The following is a 17,129-nucleotide window of genomic DNA, read 5'->3' on the forward strand; positions in this document are numbered from 1 at the left end:
TCCCGGCCCCCCGCCGCCCCTCCTGGGCGCAGAACGACGACTCCGGCACCGACGCGACAGCCGGTTACCCCGGCCCGTACACGGTCGTGGTCGTCGACGGCGACCCCGGCGGCGCCGACCTGCGCGCAGCGGTCGCGCGGCTGGCGCTGGAGGGCCCCCGGGCCGGGATCCACGTCGTCTGCCTGGCCGAGACGGCCGCCGCCTCCCCGGCCTCGCCGGTGACGGAGACGTACGAGGCGGCCTGCTCGGTGGCGCCGACGTTCCGCCAGTGCGGCGCGGTCGCGCTGCTCAGCGGGGACGTGGCGACGGCCCTGCGGCTGGTGCGGGTGGCCCGGGCCGGCGGTGACGGCGCACCGGCCGGGCCGGTCGGGCACGGCACCATCGCCACCGTCGACGCCGTCTCCCCGGCCTGGGCCGAGCGGTTCGCGCGGGCGCTGGCGCCACTGCGGACGGACGGCCCGGCGAGCGAGCGCCAGCCGCGCGTCTCGGCACCGCTGCCACAGACGGCCCGCCTGCTGGACGAGCTGGGCCTGGCCAGGGCCACGCCGGCGTCCCTGATGGCGCGCTGGGCGGACGCGGCCGACGACGCCGACGCACTGGGCGGACGCGTGCGCGCGGTGCTGGGCGCCGGTCCGCGCGGGCCGGTCTGCGCGGACCTCGCGGTCCAGGGCCCGCATCTGCTGATCGAGGGCCCGCCGGGCAGCGGCCGTACGGAGCTGCTGCGGGCGATCGTCGCGTCGCTGGCCGCCGCCGAGCGGCCGGACCGCCTCGGCATCGTGCTGGTCGACGGCCGGGGCGGCCCGGGCGCGGGCGGCGGGCACGGCGAGGGACTGCGGGTGTGTACGGACGTACCGCATGTCACCACGCTGCTCATGGCCCACGACCCGGTCCGGATGCGGGAGTTCGCGCAGTCCCTGAGCGCCGAGCTGAAGCGGCGAGCCGAGCTGCTCGGGCGATCCGACTTCGCCGAGTGGCACACCGGGCGCGAGCTGTCGGGCCGTATGGTCGCCCAGCGCACGGCGACGGGCCGGGGCGGTGCCCGGGCCGAGGCGGGAGGGGCCGGCGACATCGACTCCCCGTCCAGTTCCACCATTCGGCTGCGGCCCGGAGCGGCCCGGCGGCACACGGAGGCGGCCGCGCCCCCGCTCCCCCGGCTCGTCGTGGTCGTCGACGACCTGGACGCGCTGGTCTCCCCGGCGCTCGGCTCGACCGGCCGGCCCGCGGCCGGGTCGGTGATGCGCGCGCTGGAGGCCGTGGCCAAGGAGGGCGAGCGGCTCGGCGTCCATCTGGTGGCGGCCACCGGCCCGTGCGCCCGAACAGCGGAGACGGAACCGGCGCGCCGGGCGACCCTGCGCGTCGCGCTCGACGCCCCGGCCCCGGGTCCGGGCCACGGCCCGGGCCCGGACGAACCGGCCCCCGGCCGGGGCAGGCTGACCGGCGCGGACGGGCGGGTCACACCGTTCCAGGGCGGTCGGGTCACCGGCCGGATCCCCCGGACGGCGACGCTGCGCCCCACGGTCGTCCCTCTGGAATGGCACCGCATGGGTGACCCTCCGGCCCGGCGTCCGGTGCGGGAGCTCGGAAACGGCCCGACCGACCTGGCACTGTTGGCCAGCGCGCTGGAAAGGGCGGCGCGGGAGGTCGCGGCGGCGAAGGTGCCGTCGCTCCTGTAGCCGTGGACGGCCGCCGGCCCCACCCGGCGTCATGGGCCACGGCCCTGGTCACGAGGGAGTCACGATCCCCCGCTTGACAGCCGACGCCATCTTGCCGCCCCCGCACACCCGGGCGTAGACCAGATCGCACGGGAGCGCGCTCGACGTTCGACGAGGAACGAAGAACGGGGCAGTCATGCGCATGACGAGCAGCACCATCCGGAAACGCTGGTCGCCCGAGCAGGACACGGCGACCCCCCAGCACCGCAGAGCCGCAAAGGCCGCGGCAGCCGTCGCCGCGGGAGCGCTCGCGCTCTCGCTCACCGCCTGCGGAGGCGACGACAAGAGCAACAACGGAAGCACGGGCGACAGCGAGGAGACCGCCAACAGCGTCACTCTTCCCAAGCTGGACGGCACGAGCCTGGAGATCGCCGCCGTGTGGAGCGGTACGGAACAGGCCAACTTCAAGAAGGTCCTGGCGGAGTTCGAGAAGCGCACGGGCGCCAAGGTGACGTTCGTGCCCGCCCAGGACCCCATCATCAACTTCATCGGCTCGAAGGTGGCCGGCGGGCAGCCGCCGGACATCGCGATGCTGCCGCAGCCGGGCGCCATCAAGCAGGCCGTCGACCGCGGCTGGGCCAAGCCCCTCGGCGCCGAGGCCCTCAAGGAGCTCGGCGAGAACTACTCGCAGGGCTGGCAGGACATCGGCAAGGTGGGCGGCAAGCAGTACGGCGTCTACTACAAGGCCGCCAACAAGTCCCTGATCTGGTACAACAACCAGGTCTTCGAGAACGCCGGGGCGAGTGAGCCCGAGACCTGGCCGGACCTGCTCAGCACCGCGCAGACGGTCTACGACTCCGGCGTCACCCCGTTCTCCGTCGGCGGCGCCGAGGGCTGGACGCTGACCGACTGGTTCGAGAACGTGTACCTCTCCCAGGCCGGGCCGGAGAAGTACGACCAGCTGGCCAAGCACGAGATCAAGTGGACGGACCCGTCCGTGAAGGACGCGCTGACCACGCTCGCGCAGGTCTGGGGCAAGCCGGACTACATCGCGGGCGGGGCGAACGGGGCGTTGCAGACCGACTTCCCGGCGTCCGTCACCCAGGTCTTCACCGGCGGGGACCAGCCCAAGGCCGCCATGGTCGCGGCGGGCGACTTCGCGCAGGTCAACATCCCCTCCGCCATGAAGGTCGGCACGGACGCGAAGGTGTTCCCGTTCCCGGCCGTCGGTGACAACGGGCCGGTGGTCTCGGCCGGTGACGCGGCCGTGATCCTGGAGGACTCGAAGGGGTCGCAGGCCCTGGCCACCTGGCTGGCCTCGCCCGACGCGGCGCAGATCCAGGCCAAGCTGGGCGGCTACCTCTCGCCGAACAAGAACGTGCCGAACTCCGCGTACCCCAACGCGGTGCAGCAGAGGATCGCCAAGGCGCTCATCGACGCCGGTGACGACTTCCGCTTCGACATGTCCGACCAGGCCCCGCAGGCCTTCGGCGGTACGCCCGGCAAGGGCGAGTGGAAGATCCTGCAGGACTTCCTGAAGAACCCGAAGGACATCGCGGGGACGCAGCAGAAGCTGGAGGCCGAAGCGGCCGCGGCGTACGGGAACTGACGTCATGACGTCGGTTCCGGCGGCAGGGGGCACCAAGCCCCCTGCCGCTCCCAAGTCGCGCAAGAGTGTGACCGGCACCCGCAGGACCGTCGCGGCGCTGTTCCTGCTGCCCGCGCTCGTCCTGCTCGGCGCGCTCGTGGTGTACCCGATCGGGTACTCGGTCGTACGCAGTTTCTACGACCAGTCCGGTGACGGCTTCGCCGGAATAGACAACTACAAGGCCCTCTTCACCGACGAGGGCATCCGCACCGCGCTGAAGAACAACATCATCTGGGTGGTGTTCGCGCCTACGGTCGCGACGGCACTCGGCCTGATCTTCGCGGTGCTGACCGAACGGGTGCGCTGGGGTACGGCGTTCAAGCTGGTCGTCTTCATGCCGATGGCGATCTCGATGCTGGCGGCGGGCATCATCTTCCGCCTGGTGTACGACCAGGACCCGGACAAGGGCTTCGCGAACGCGGTGTGGGTGGGCGTGCACGACACGTTCTCCCAGGCGTCGGCGTTCCCGAAGGCCCACCCGGGCCGGGACTCGCCGCTGGAGCCGGCCGGCGGCGGCGCGTTCATCACCAAGTCGCCCGTCCGCGCGGGCGAGGCGGTCTCGCTGCCCCTGGTGGGTGTGGCGCCCGACCTGATGCCCGACGGCGCCGCGGCGGCGGCGAAGCCCGAGCCGGACAAGGTCACGGGCACGACCTGGCAGGACTTCACACGCGGCAAGGGCGTCGGCACGCTCAACCGTGTCGACTCCGCCGAACTGGGCTATGCCGGCATGAAGATCGAGGCCGTGAAGGACGGCAGGGTGGTGGCGTCGGCGACGGCCGCCGACGACGGCACCTTCACGCTGCCCGCCTCGGCCGACGGGGCGCAACTCCGGCTCCCGGCAAGCAACTTCAAGGAGCCTTACAACGGCCTGGACTGGCTCGGCCCGTCCCTGGTCACCCCGGCCATCATCGGCTCGTACATCTGGATGTGGGCGGGCTTCGCGATGGTGCTGATCGCCGCCGGGCTCGCGAGCGTGCCGAGGGAGCTGCTGGAGGCGGCACGGGTGGACGGCGCGAGTGAGTGGCAGGTGTTCAGACGGGTCACGGTGCCGCTGCTGGCGCCCGTGCTGGCGGTCGTCGCCGTCACCCTGATGATCAATGTGCTGAAGATCTTCGACCTGGTCTTCATCATCGCCCCCGGCTCCTCCCAGGACGACGCGAACGTCCTCGCCCTGGAGCTGTACCGCAAGGGCTTCTCCGAGGACCAGCCGGGCATCGCCAGCGCCATCTCGGTGTTCCTGCTGCTGCTCGTGATCCCGGTGATGTGGTTCAACGTGCGTCGGCTGCGGCGGGAGGTGCGGCGATGAAAGCCAAACAGTCGCTGGGATCGCGGCTCGCCGAGAAGGTCAGCGGTGGGCTGCTGCGGGTGTTCCTCATCGTCGTCGGGCTGTTCTGGCTGGTGCCGACGATCGGGCTGCTGCTGTCCAGCCTCCGTGCGCCGGAGGACATCTCGGCCAGCGGCTGGTGGAAGGTGTTCACCGAGCCCTCGCAGATCACCTTCGACAGCTACGCGAAGCTGCTGGAGAACGAGGACATCACCGGCTCCCTGCTGAACACGGTATGGATCACCGTGCCGGCGACCCTGCTGGTCGTGATCATCGGCTCGCTGGCCGGCTACGCCTTCGCCTGGATGGAGTTCCCCGGCCGGGACTGGTGGTTCCTGGGCGTGGTCGGTCTGCTGGTCGTGCCCGTGCAGGTGGCTCTGATCCCGATCGCCGAACTCTTCGGCGGCATCGGCATCTTCGGATCCGTGATCGGCGTGGTGCTCTTCCACGTCGGCTTCGGTCTGCCGTTCGCGGTGTTCCTGCTGCGGAACTTCTTCGCGGAGATCCCGCGCGAGCTGCTGGAGGCGGCGCGGCTGGACGGGGCGGGTGAACTGCGCCTGTTCTTCCGTGTCGTGATGCCTCTGGGCGGTCCGGCGATCGCCGCGCTCGGCATCTTCCAGTTCCTGTGGGTGTGGAACGACATGCTGGTCGCGCTGATCTTCTCGGACTCCGGGAGCCAGCCGATCACGGTCGCGCTCCAGACGCAGGTACGGCAGTTCGGCAACAACATCGACGTGCTGGCACCCGGCGCGTTCATCTCGATGGTCGTCCCGCTGGCCGTCTTCTTCGCGTTCCAGCGGCAGTTCGTGTCCGGCGTGATGGCGGGCGCGGTCAAGTAGCAAGCACAGCACGGTAGTTGAAGGGGCGGGCCGGGGGCGGGCCGCCCCTTCGGCGTTCCCCCGGATGCCGTAGCCACCGTAACCAAGTCGGCCCACCGGCCGTTCCCGGGCCGAACGCCCGCGCCGACCGATGGATGGCCTCTTGCCCAGGTTCAGTGTCATTGTCCCCGCGTACCAGGTTCAGGCGTACCTGCACGAGTGCCTCGAATCGGTGCTCTCCCAGTCCTGTCCCGATCTGGAACTGATCGTCGTCGACGACTGCTCGCCGGACGCGTGCGGCGCGATCATCGACGAGTTCGCCGCCCGCGACACGCGCGTACGCCCCTTCCACCTGCCGGAGAACGTGGGCCTGGGCCGCGCGAGAAACGCCGGGGTGGCGCACGCGAGCGGCGACTACCTGCTGTTCCTCGACAGCGACGACACCCTCACGCCCGACGCGCTGCGGTCGATCGCCGACCGGCTGAAGGAGACCGGCGAGCCGGACGTGCTGGTCTTCGACTACGCCCGCACCTACTGGACGGGTGAGGCGATCCGCAACCAGGCGGCCCTGCAGCTCACCGAGCAGGGACCGGCGCCGTTCCGCCTGGAGGACCGGCCGGGGCTGCTGCGGCTGCTGATGGTCGCCTGGAACAAGGCCTACCGGCGGGAGTTCGTCGAACGGGAGGGGTTCGTCTTCCCGCCCGGCGTCTACGAGGACACGCCGTGGACGTACCCGGTGCTGATGACCGCCGAGTCGATCGCGACCCTGGACCGGGTCTGCGTGCACTACCGGCAGCGGCGCCGGGGCAGCATCCTGCGCACCACCAGCGAGCGGCACTTCGACGTCTTCGAGCAGTACGACCGGGTCTTCGCGTTCCTCGACGAGCGCCCCGGACTGGCCCGGTGGCGGCCGGTGCTGTTCCGCCGCATGGTGCACCACCTGGCGATCGTGTACTCCCGGCGGGACCGGCTGCCCCACAGCTCGCGTGCGGACTTCCTGCGCAGGGCCCGCGCCCACTACCGCCGCTACCGCACACCCGGTGCCCCCGTGCCCCTGCGCTGCCGGATCCACCACCTCCTGATCCGCTTCGGTCTGCACCGCACCTACCGCACCCTCCAGCTGGCCTCCGCCCTGAACCGCTCCGCCGCCAGGGCCACCGGGACACTGCTGCGGGGCCTGCGGTCGGCCGCCCTCAGGACCCACTACCGCGTGCAGCGCTGTCTGCCGCTGCGCGCCGACCGCGCCGTCTTCGCCGCCTACGACGGCCGCGGCCACGGCTGCAACCCGGGCGCGCTGGAGGCCGCGTTCCGCGAGCTCGCCCCGCACATCCGCACGGCGTGGGTCGCCCGCCGCGAGCACCACCACACGATCCCGCCCGGCCCGCGCCGCCTCGTCCCCGGGACGGCCGCCTACTGGACGGCGCTCGCCCGCTCCCGCTACCTGGTCAGCAACACCGGCTTCGACGACCGCCTGGCCAAGCGCCGGGGTCAGGTCCTCATCCAGACGGGGCACGGCACCCCGCTGGGTCACATCGGCCTCGACCTCCAGGAGCGTCCCGCGGCGGCCCGCGGCCGGGACTTCGCGCGGCTTCTGAAGGACGTCGACCGGTGGGACTACGTGCTGTCCGCCAACCGCCACACCACTCTGACGAACCAGCGTGTCCATCCCGGCCGCTACACCACGCTGGAGTACGGCTACCCGCGCAACGACGTGTTCCGGACGGCGACCCCGGCGGACGTGGCCCGGCTGCGCGCCTCTCTGGGCATTCCGCGGGGCTCGGTGGCGATCCTGTACGCGCCGACCCACCGCGACTACCGCCGCTCCCAGCGCCACACCCTCGACCTCCAGCGGATCGTGCGCCGCCTCGGCCCGCGCTTCGTCGTCCTGGCCCGCGCCCACCACGCCTACGACGCCCCGCTGACCAGCACCTGCGGCCGGGTCGTCGACGTCTCCGGCCACCCGAGCGTCGAGTCCCTCTGCCTGGCGTCGGACGCCCTGGTCACGGACTACTCGTCGCTGATGTTCGACTACGCCAACCTGGACCGGCCGATCGTGATCCACGCCGACGACTGGGAGGCGTACGACGCGGCCCGCGGCACCTACTTCGACCTGCGCGACTCCCCGCCGGGCGCGGTCGCCCGCGGTGAGGACGAGCTGATCGACATCTTCGCCACCGGCCACTGGCGCGGTTCCCGCTCGGCCCAGCTGCGGGCGGCGTTCCGCGAGCGGTTCTGCGCCTACGACGACGGCCGGGCCGCGGAGCGGGTGGTGCGCCGGGTCGTCCTCGGGGAGTCGGAGCTGCCGCCGGTCGTGCCGCTCGGCGAGCGCTGTCCGGTGCCCGCGGCGACGGCCTCGATGACGCGCGAACCGCTCACCACGGTGCCGCTGCCGGCCGGCCCCCACGCGGTCACCGACAGCCTCTGACCACGGTTCTCACCCCGGGGAGTCCGCATGCCCTCCAGCCCGTCCCGGCCGACACCCAGCCGCCCGTCCTCCTGGCGCCCGTCCGGGCGGCCGGGACGCCCGCGTGCCGCGTGAGACGGCCCGCCTCCACCACCTTGTGAACACCGCCCTCGACGGAAAGAGCAGAATGCCCCGCTTCAGCATCGTCGTCCCGTCCCATGGGGTCGCGGGCAGGCTGTCCCTGGCGCTGGACTCGGTCCTCGCCCAGTCGTTCGGCGACTTCGAGCTGATCCCGGTGTGCGACGCACCCGACGCGCCGGCGGCGGACGTCGTCACCGGCTACGCCGAGCGGGACTCCCGGGTGACGCCGGTGCACTCGCCGCCGGCGGACGGACTGGCCGGGGCGCGCACCACCGGGCTGCGGGCGGCGGTCGGCGGCCATGTGCTGTTCCTCGACGGCGACGACGTCCTGGTCCCGGGGGCTCTGGCGGCGCTGGACGCCCGGCTGGGCGAGACCGGCGACGTGGACGTCCTGTACTTCGAGCACGAGCGCACCCCCTGGTGGGAGGGCGAGCCGACCAACCCGGCCGCGCCCCTGCTGGCCAGGGCACCGGACGGGGCCTTCGCCCCCGGCCGCGCCCCGCAGCTGACGGGCGTGACGCTCCCGGCGTGGAGCGCGGCCTACCGCCGGGCCTTCCTCACCGAGCAACGCCTCGCCTTCCCCGGAAACCACTTCACCGATGTCGGCTTCGGCGGGCTGGTCGCCCTGCGGGCGGAGCGGATGGCGGCCCTGCGCACGGTCGTCGTCCGGCATCTGCGGCGCCGGCAGGGCGACCGGCTGGGCCTGCCCGGCGAGCACCACGCCGAGCTGCTCGACCAGGCCGAGGTGGTGCTGACGCGGGCCGTGGAGCAGGGGCTTCCGGCGGACCGGCTGACGCCGCTGTTCGAGCAGCTCTTCGCCGCCGTACTGAAGACGGCCGCCCATCCACGGCGGCTGACGTCCGGACGCCGGGCCTTCTTCCGGCGGGCGGGCGCGCTCTACCGGCGGCACCGCCCCGCCGGCTACCGGACCCCCGGTGGCAGCCTCGGCGTCCAGCACCGGCTGCTCGCCTGCGGGTCGTACCCGGCGTTCCGGGCCCTGCGCGCCGTCAACCGGGGGGCGCTGCGGGCCGCCGCGCTGCTCCCCCGCCCGCGGGGGCTGCGCACCCGGCTGCGCTACGCGGCGGCCCTGCGCCTGCCGCTCGAGAAGAACCTCGTCGTGTACTGCGCGTACTGGGGCCGCGGCTACGTCTGCAACCCGGCCGCGATCCACGCCAAGGCCCGCGAACTGGCGCCACACCTGCGCTCGGTGTTCCTGGTGGAGCCGGACGCGGTGGGCAGCGTGCCGCCGGGCGTCGAGTACGCGGTGATCGGCAGCCGGAGGTACTGGCAGGTGCTGGCCCGCGCCAAGTACCTGGTCAACAACGCCAACTTCGCGGACGCCGTGGTCAAGCGCCCCGGCAGCGTCCACCTCCAGACCCAGCACGGCACCCCGCTGAAGACCATGGGCGCCGACCAGTCGACGTACCCCGTGGTGGCCGCGGCGACCGGCAGCTTCGCCAAGCTGCTGGCCCGGGTGGACCGCTGGGACTACAACCTCACCTCCAACCGGCACTCCACCGAGATGTGGGAGCGGGCGTTCCCGAGCACGCACGAGACCCTCGAGTACGGCTATCCGCGCAACGACGTCTACTGCACGGCGTCCGCCGAGGACGTCGCCCGCGTCCGCAAGGAACTGGGCGTCCCCGACGGCAAGAAGGCCCTGCTCTACGCGCCCACGCACCGCGACTACGCCACCGGCTTCGAGACCGGCCTGGACCTGGCGGAGTTCTGCGAGGCGATCGGCGACGAGTACGTGGTGCTGCTGCGCGCCCACTACTTCTACGACCGGGGGCCGGGCAGGGGCGGCGGCCGGATCATCGACGTCACCGGGCACCGCTCCTCTGAGGACGTGTGCCTGGCCGCGGACGCGCTGATCACGGACTACTCCTCGATCATGTTCGACTACGCCAACCTGGACCGGCCGATCGTCGTGTACGCGGACGACTGGGACGTCTACCGGGAGACGCGGGGCGTCTACTTCGACCTGATGGAGCTCCCGCCGGGCCGTGTCGCCCGGACTCCCGGGGAGCTGGCGGCCGTCTTCCGTGACGGCTCCTGGGCTGACGAGTCCGCCGCCGCCCTGCGGGCCGCGTTCCGTGAGCGCTTCTGCCAGTTCGACGACGGGCGCGCCGCCGAGCGCGTCGTGCGTCGGGTGCTGCTCGGGGAGTCGCCCGAGTCGATCCCGCCCGTGATCCCGCTCGCGGAGCGCGTCCCGGCCCCCGCCGCCACCCTCGTGAGGAGCTGACCGAAGAAGTGCCCCGCTTCAGCATCATCGTCCCCGTCTACAAGGTGCAGGGCTTCCTGCGCGAGTGTCTCGACTCGGTGCTCGGCCAGTCCTACGGCGACTTCGAGGTGATCGCCGTGGACGACCGCTCCCCCGACGGCAGCGGCGCGATCCTCGACGAGTACGCCGCCCTCGACGCCCGGGTGCGGGTGCTGCACCTGCCCGAGAACGTCGGTCTGGGCCGGGCCCGCAACGCCGGCCTCGCTGAGGCGGCCGGCGACTACGTCCTGTTCCTGGACAGCGACGACCACTACACACCGGGCCTGCTGGCCGCCGTCGCCGCCCGCCTGGCGGCGACCGGCGACCCGGACATCCTGGTCTTCGACCATGTGCGTACCCACTGGTGGGGTCGCGGCGGGCGCAGCGAGGCGGCGGACCTGCTGGCCGCCGCGGGCCTGGAGACGTTCGGCATCCGGGAGAGCCCGCAGTACCTGAACCTGTTCCTGGTCGCCTGGAACAAGGCCTACCGCCGCTCCTTCTTCCAGGAGCACGGTCTGCAGTACGCGCCGGGGCTGTACGAGGACGCGCCGGTCACCTACCGGTCGATGGTGCTGGCCGACCGGATCGCCTGCCTGGACCGGATCGGCGTGGAGTACCGGCAGCGCCGCCAGGGCGCGATCACCAAGACGCCCGGGCGCCGGCACTTCGAGATCTTCCCCCAGTACGAGGGCCTGTTCGCCTTTCTGGAGCAGCGCCCCGACCTGGACTGGGCGCTGTCGCTGCTGCTGGAGCGGGCGCTGGACCACATGCTGTTCGTGCTGGCCCGCGAGGACCGGGTGCGGCCCGCGGACCGGGGCGACTTCTACCGCGAGATCCGCTCCTTCCACCGCCGTCACCTCCCCGGGGGCGGCTTCCCGCGGCCGGACGGCTGGCGCGGGGCCGAGATGCGGCTGATCGCCTCGGCGCCCTACGCGGCGTACGCGACCGCACGCGGGCTGCGGGATCTGCGCGCCTGCGCGCTGGGCGGGCGGCGACGGGTGGCGAAGAAAGCGTCGGAGAGCGCTCTGCGCGGCTGGTACACGGCACAGTCGAAGCGCCCGCTGGATCCGCGTCTCGCCGTCTACTCGGCGACCCACCACCGGGGTGTGACCGGTGACCCGGCCGCGATCTACGAGAAGGCACGCGAGATCGCCCCGCACATCCGTGGCGTGTGGGTGGTCCGGGAGGACGCGGTGGACGCGCTGCCGCCCGGCATCGACCATGTGACGCCGGGCTCGCGGCGCTACCACGAGGTCATGGCGCGGGCCACGTACTGGGTGAACAACGTCAACTGGCCCGGCACCCTGGCCAAGCGGCCCGGCAGCGTCCACATCCACACCCACCAGGGCACGCCGCTCAAGTACATGGGCGCCGACCTGCTGACCAAGCCGGGTGCCCGGCACGGCTTCGACGTGCCGCAGATGCTGCGCCGCGCCGACCGCTGGGACTACAGCCTGGTCGCGGGGCGGCACGCGGAACGGGCCTGGGAGCGGGCCTACCCGTGCCACTTCACCTCGCTGCGGACCGGCAGCCCCCGCAACGACGTACTGGTCGGAGCCGGTCCGGACCGGGGCCGGGAGGTGCGCGAGCGGCTCGGCGTCCCGGCCGGTGACACGGTCGTGCTGTACGCGCCGACCCGACGGGACTACCGGCGGGGCGGCCATGTCGACCGGTTCGACCTGGCACGGTTCGCCGCGGACCTGGGCCCCGGGCACACGCTGCTCGTCCGGCTGCACCCGTCGCTGGCGGCGGGCGTCGCGCGGGGCCTCGGCCTGGCCGACCTGCACCGGCGGGGCGTACTGGTGGACGTCACGGACGAGCCGCACGTCGAGGACGTGATGCTGGCCTCCGACGTGCTGGTCACCGACTACTCCGCCCTGATGTTCGACTACGCGCTCCTGGACCGGCCGATCGTCGTCCACGCCGACGACTGGGGGGCGTTCGCGGCGAGCCGGGGCGCCTACTTCGACATCACGGCCGACGCGCCGGGCCATGTGTCGCGCTCGTACCGGGAGCTGGCCTGGCTGTTCGCGTCCGGCACCTGGCAGGACGCGGAGGCGGCGCGGCTGCGCTCCGGCTTCCGGGAGCGGTACTGCGAGTTCGAGGACGGCCGGGCCGCCGAGCGGGTCGTCCGGCTGCTGATGCTGGGCGAGCGAGGCGGGGCGCTGCTGCCCGCGGCGCGCCGGACCGAGGGGGCCCGCACACGACCAGAGGCGCTGATCGAGAGATGAGAATCCCCGCGACCCCCGAGGCCGCCCCGTCCCTGCCCGGCCAGCGGGCTCCCTCGGCCCGGCCGCCCGTCGCCGACGATCGGCCGCGCTGGGTGCCCGGGTGGCATGCCGCCCTGGTCGCCGTGCCCACCGCGGCCCTGTTCGTGCTGGGCTACCGGCGCCGCTGGATCTGCGACGACGGGCTCATCTACCTGCGCCCGGTCCGGCAGATCCTGGCGGGCAACGGGCCCGTGTTCAACGTCGGCGAGCGGGCCGAGAGTTCGACCGGCACCCTGTGGCAGTGGCTGCTCGCCCTCGCCACCTGGGTCACCGGCGAGGACCCGGCGTTCATCGCGGTCGGGCTCGGCCTGGTCCTGAGCACCGCGGGGTTCGCGTTCGCCCTGCTCGCCACGTGCCGGCTGCACCGGGGCGCGGGGCTGCTGCTCCCGGCGGGTGTGCTCGTACTCCTGGCCGTGCCGCCGTTCTGGTCGTACATGACCTCGGGTCTGGAGAGCGGTCTGGGCACGTTCTGGACCGGCCTGTCGTGGTGGCTGCTGACGCGGACCCGGCGCGGGCAGGAGGCCCGGCTGACGTACCCGACCGCCTTCGTGTTCGGGCTGGGTCCGCTGGTCCGGCCCGATCTCGCGGTGGTCACGGCCTGCTTCCTGGCCGCGCAGTGGTGGGTGCTGCGTCCCTCCCGGCGGGGCACGGCGGCGATGCTGGCCTCGGCGGGAGCGGTGCCACTGGCGTACGAGGTCTTCCGGGCGGGGTACTACGGGGTCCTGGTGCCGCTGCCCGCCATCGCCAAGGAGGCGAGCGCCAGCGACTGGAGCCGGGGCGCCGGGTACGTGCAGGAGACGCTCGGGCCGTACTGGCTGTGGCCGGCTCTGCCGGTGCTCGGGGCGCTGGCCGTCCTGCTGGTGCTGCGCAACCGCCGGGAGCAACGGGACCGCGCCCCGGGACGGGCCTCGCTCGCGGTGCTGCTGGCGCCGCTCGCGGCGGGCCTGCTGCTGGCGGGGTACGTCGTCCGCGTCGGCGGCGACTACATGCACGCCCGCATGATCCTGCCCGCCCTTCTGCTGCTGCTACTGCCGGTGCTGGTGGTGCCCGCGACCAGGGTCACCGGTGTGGCGGGTGCGCTGCTGGTGGTGTGGCTGTTCGCGGCGGTCAGTCCGCTGCGGGCGCCGTTCGACGTGCGCAGCACGCCCGGCTCGTTCAACGTGCGCAGCTCCGATGTGGAGGGCCTCGGCGACCACAACCCGGTGCGCACCGCCACCTGGGTGGACAACTGGCCCGCCCTGCCGGAGGGGCGCGCCATGCTGGCCCGGGCCGAGCGGGCGCCCGGGCCGACGCTGCTCTACTTCGACGCCGGGCGGCGGCTGCACGCGACGCCGATGCGCGCGGACTCGCCGTACCACGTGGTGATCGTGGGCCGCCATCTCGGCGTGACGGGGGCCGCGGCGCCGCTGGACGCCTACGTCAACGACGCCTGGGGGCTGGCCAGTCCGATCGGCGCGCACCTGGCGCTGGAGCGGTGGAGCTGGCCCGGGCACGAGAAGTTCCTGCGCAACCACTGGGTCTTCGCCGAGTGGGCGGCGAAGCATCCGCCGCAGCGCGACCTGCTGCGCGCCGAGGCCACGCGGGAGGCGGTCGAGGCGGCCCGGGCCGCGCTGGGCTGCGGCGATCTCGCCGAGCTGAGGGAGTCGGTGCGCGCGCCGCTCACCGCCGAGCGGTTCTGGCGGAACCTCACCGGAGCGGTCGAGCGGACGCGGTTCCGCTTCGCGCGCTGGCCGGCGGCGGCACAGCAGGCGCTGTGCGACCGACCGGCAGGTGGGCGCAGCGGCCTCACCCGATGAAGTGATCCGGGGTCAGGGCATGCTTTGGGCGGGAACATTCGGCGCATGCCCCAGACCCCTTCCACCCTTCTGTGAGCGCCTCGGTCCTGATCCGGCGGGCCGTGCGCGGTGCGACGGCGCTGCGCGGCGGACGTGCCGGCAGGCTCACCCCGTACCAGTTCTACGGCGCCCTGTTCTGGCTGGTGATGACGCTGGCGTACTGGCGGATCCCGCTGTGCTGTGACGCCGGACAGCACGCGGCGGTCGTCGAGCGTCTCAAGGCCGACCTGCTCCACCCGGCCCACACCATGGCGGACCTGCCGGGCGCGGGCAGCCCGTACTACGGGCCGTACGCGGTCGCCCAGGGCGTTCTGGCGCGGCTGACGGGGCTGTCGGGCTGGGAGGTCGTGAAGCTCGCCGGGCCGGTGCATCTGCTGGTGCTGCTGACGGGGCTCGGCCGTTTGGTCCGGACCCTCACCTCGCGCCCCTGGGCGCCGGTGTGGGCCCTGCTGTTCATGACGCTGCTGTGGGGCACCGCGCGGATCCTGTGGAGCGGCTACCTCGGGCTGATGTCGATGACGACGAACCTGGGCTACCCGTCCGCGCTCGCCATCGGGCTGACGTTCTGGGCGTGGGCCTGGACGGCCACGCGCGCCCGGGAGGACGCCCCCGCGGTGCGGTTCGTCGGTCCGAGCGGCCTCGGCGGCTGGTGGGGGTACGCGGGGATCGGCGTCCTGTACGGGCTGATCCTGCTCACCCATCCCGTCACGGCGGCCTCGGCGCTCACCGGGGCGGTGGCGATCGTGGCGTCCCGGCAGCGCGGCTGGCGGCGGCCGGTCGCGGCACGCTGGGCGCTCACCGCGGCGGCCTGCGCGACGGTCGCCCTGACCTGGCCCTACTACGACGTCCTGACGCTGGTGGGCGACACCGGCATGGACGCGATGCACCGGCAGCTGTACGAGAGGATGCTCGCCAACTCCTGGCTGGCGCTGGTCGGGCTGCCCGCGCTGTGGTTGCGGGCCCGCCGGTCGGCGCGGGATCCGCTGGTGCTGATGTTCCTGCTGGAGTGCCTGCTGGTGGCGTACGGCTGGGTGAGCGGGCACTACACGTACGCCAGGGCCCTGTGGGCCGTGCTGGTGCCGCTGCAGTTCGCCCTGGCGGTGGAGCTGGCGGCGCCCCGGCCCTGGCACCGGGCCAGGCGCGCGCTGGGCGGGGCGGCGGTGGCCGGGGTGTGCGTCGGGTTCGTCGTCGTGCACGCCGGGGCGGTCGTGCCGCGCTCGGTCGACCCGGTGGGCTTCACGCAGCCGACGCGCTGGCCGTCGTACGACTGGGCGGCGCGGCACATCGGGCCCGGCGAGGTGGTGATCACCGACGGGTACTTCGCCTCTCACGCCATCGCCGGGTACGGGCCGAACCTCGCCGCGCCCATCTGGCCCGACCCCGCCCTGGACGAGCGGGAGCGGGAGCGCCGGGCGGCCGATGTCCGCGCCTACCTCGCCCCCGGCTCGACCCGCGCCGAGCGGTCCGCCGTCGTCCGCCGCTACCACGTGCGCTGGCTGTTGCTGACGCGCTGGCACCCGGTGCCCGAGGAGGCCGTGGTGGTGGCGTGGAGCAGACGGACGGGGGAGGTGCTGGCGCGGGTCGGGGGGTGACCTTCGCGGGCTTCAGGGACTACTCGACGACGAGGTCGACCTCGATGTTGCCGCGGGTGGCGTTGGAGTACGGGCAGACCTGGTGGGCCTGCTCGACCAGCTTGCGGCCGGTCGCCTCGTCCACGCTGTCGGGCAGCTCCACGCGGAGGGTGACGGCGAGCCCGAAGCCCTCGCCCTGCTTGCCTATGGAGACCTCGGCGGTCACGGCGGCGTCGCTGACGTCGACCTTGGCCCCACGGCCGACCAGGCCGAGGGCGCTGCCGAAGCAGGCGGCGTAACCGGCGGCGAAGAGCTGCTCGGGGTTGGTGCCCTGGCCGTTGCCGCCCAGCGCCTGGGGCATGCCCAGGGCGAGGTCCAGCACGCCGTCGGAGCTGACGGCCCGGCCCTCGCGGCCGTGGGTGGCGGTGGCGACAGCGGTGTAGAGCGCGTCCATGGAAAACCTTCCCTCTCACGTCATCGTTCGACGGCCCGCTTCCGGGCCGCCCGACACCCAGAAGTAGAGCACACAATTCAGTTGTGTGCAACTGAATGACGGACACGAGTTATCCTGGAGGCATGAACACGCCCGACGACGACTGGCTCCGCCTGGACCAGCAGATCTGCTTCTCCCTGCACGCGGCCTCCCGGGCCTTCAACGGGGTCTACCGCGGGATCCTCAAGGACCTCGGGCTCACCTACCCGCAGTACCTGGTGATGCTGGTGCTGTGGGAGCACGACGAGCTGCCCGTGAAGAAGCTCGGCGAGCACCTGCGGCTCGACTCCGGCACGCTGTCGCCGCTGCTCAAGCGGCTGGAGGCGGCCGGTCTGGTGCGCCGGGAGCGCAGCTCCCGCGACGAGCGGTCGGTGGAGGTGCGGCTGACCGAGGAGGGCGTGGCGCTGCGCGGGCGGGCGCTGCAGGTGCCGCGCCGGATCGCCGCCTCGACCGGCTTCGGCCCCGAGGAGGTCCGCGTGCTGCGCGCCCGTCTCGACGACCTCACCAACGCACTGGACGCGGCCGCGCTCGCGGAGCCGGACGGCTCGTCCGCCGACGAGCGGCCGTAACGGCACCGGGCGGCGCTGCTCCGGGCCGGAGCGCCGAAGGCCGGGCCCCGAGGGCCGGGGCGCACTCCGGAACCGGGGCGCCGAGGGCCGGGGCTCCGAGGGCCGGGGCTCCGAGGGCCGGAGCCCCGAGGGCCGGGGCTC

The 17,129-nt window shown here is 73.3% G+C and carries 11 protein-coding genes; 10 read left to right on the forward strand and 1 reads right to left on the reverse strand.

The window, feature by feature from the left end; all coding sequences use genetic code 11:
* The 9 genes from C1J00_RS21305 to C1J00_RS21345 all read left to right on the forward strand — a co-directional run.
* On the forward strand, nt 1-1,673 hold a 1,673-nt coding region (locus tag C1J00_RS21305), incomplete at its 5' end, for an FtsK/SpoIIIE domain-containing protein (RefSeq protein ID WP_281262765.1).
* A 175-nt stretch (nt 1,674-1,848) separates the two neighbouring features.
* Nucleotides 1,849-3,261: an ABC transporter substrate-binding protein gene (locus tag C1J00_RS21310; RefSeq protein ID WP_102910668.1), complete on the forward strand. Its 1,413-nt coding sequence runs from the start codon at nt 1,849-1,851 to the stop codon at nt 3,259-3,261.
* A gap of 4 nt (nt 3,262-3,265) precedes the next feature.
* Nucleotides 3,266-4,606 carry a carbohydrate ABC transporter permease gene (locus C1J00_RS21315; protein WP_245936437.1) on the forward strand — a complete coding sequence of 447 codons (1,341 nt, stop codon included), beginning with the start codon at nt 3,266-3,268 and terminating at the stop codon, nt 4,604-4,606.
* The gene (locus tag C1J00_RS21320) at nt 4,603-5,463 is read left to right on the forward strand and encodes a carbohydrate ABC transporter permease (RefSeq protein ID WP_102910669.1); all 861 of its coding nucleotides are present in this window, start codon (nt 4,603-4,605) and stop codon (nt 5,461-5,463) included. The genes C1J00_RS21315 and C1J00_RS21320 overlap by 4 nt, the downstream gene beginning before the upstream one ends.
* 142 nt (nt 5,464-5,605) lie before the next feature.
* A complete protein-coding gene (locus C1J00_RS21325; RefSeq protein ID WP_102910670.1) occupies nt 5,606-7,867 on the forward strand; it encodes a bifunctional glycosyltransferase/CDP-glycerol:glycerophosphate glycerophosphotransferase in 2,262 nt (753 codons plus the stop codon).
* A 166-nt stretch (nt 7,868-8,033) separates the two neighbouring features.
* Nucleotides 8,034-10,232: a bifunctional glycosyltransferase/CDP-glycerol:glycerophosphate glycerophosphotransferase gene (locus C1J00_RS21330; protein WP_102910671.1), complete on the forward strand. Its 2,199-nt coding sequence runs from the start codon at nt 8,034-8,036 to the stop codon at nt 10,230-10,232.
* Nucleotides 10,233-10,240: 8 nt separating this feature from the next.
* Nucleotides 10,241-12,481, forward strand: coding sequence for a bifunctional glycosyltransferase/CDP-glycerol:glycerophosphate glycerophosphotransferase (locus C1J00_RS21335; RefSeq protein ID WP_102910672.1), 2,241 nt, complete (start codon nt 10,241-10,243; stop codon nt 12,479-12,481).
* A complete protein-coding gene (locus C1J00_RS21340) occupies nt 12,478-14,316 on the forward strand; it encodes an arabinofuranosyltransferase AftB family protein (protein ID WP_102910673.1) in 1,839 nt (612 codons plus the stop codon). The genes C1J00_RS21335 and C1J00_RS21340 overlap by 4 nt, the downstream gene beginning before the upstream one ends.
* Nucleotides 14,317-14,387: 71 nt before the next feature.
* A complete protein-coding gene (locus C1J00_RS21345) occupies nt 14,388-15,947 on the forward strand; it encodes a hypothetical protein (protein ID WP_102910674.1) in 1,560 nt (519 codons plus the stop codon).
* A 19-nt stretch (nt 15,948-15,966) separates the two neighbouring features.
* Here C1J00_RS21345 and C1J00_RS21350 read toward each other — a convergent pair whose 3' ends face one another.
* Nucleotides 15,967-16,380 (reverse strand): organic hydroperoxide resistance protein, encoded by a 414-nt coding sequence (locus C1J00_RS21350; RefSeq protein WP_102910675.1) that lies wholly within the window; start codon nt 16,378-16,380, stop codon nt 15,967-15,969.
* Between the two features lie 95 nt (nt 16,381-16,475).
* On the opposite strand from C1J00_RS21350, the gene C1J00_RS21355 reads away from it, so the two are divergent.
* A complete protein-coding gene (locus tag C1J00_RS21355) occupies nt 16,476-16,988 on the forward strand; it encodes a MarR family winged helix-turn-helix transcriptional regulator (protein ID WP_439333424.1) in 513 nt (170 codons plus the stop codon).
* Nucleotides 16,989-17,129: the final 141 nt, after the last annotated feature.

The sequence above is a fragment of the Streptomyces cahuitamycinicus genome (assembly GCF_002891435.1).
Classification (GTDB): domain Bacteria; phylum Actinomycetota; class Actinomycetes; order Streptomycetales; family Streptomycetaceae; genus Streptomyces; species Streptomyces cahuitamycinicus.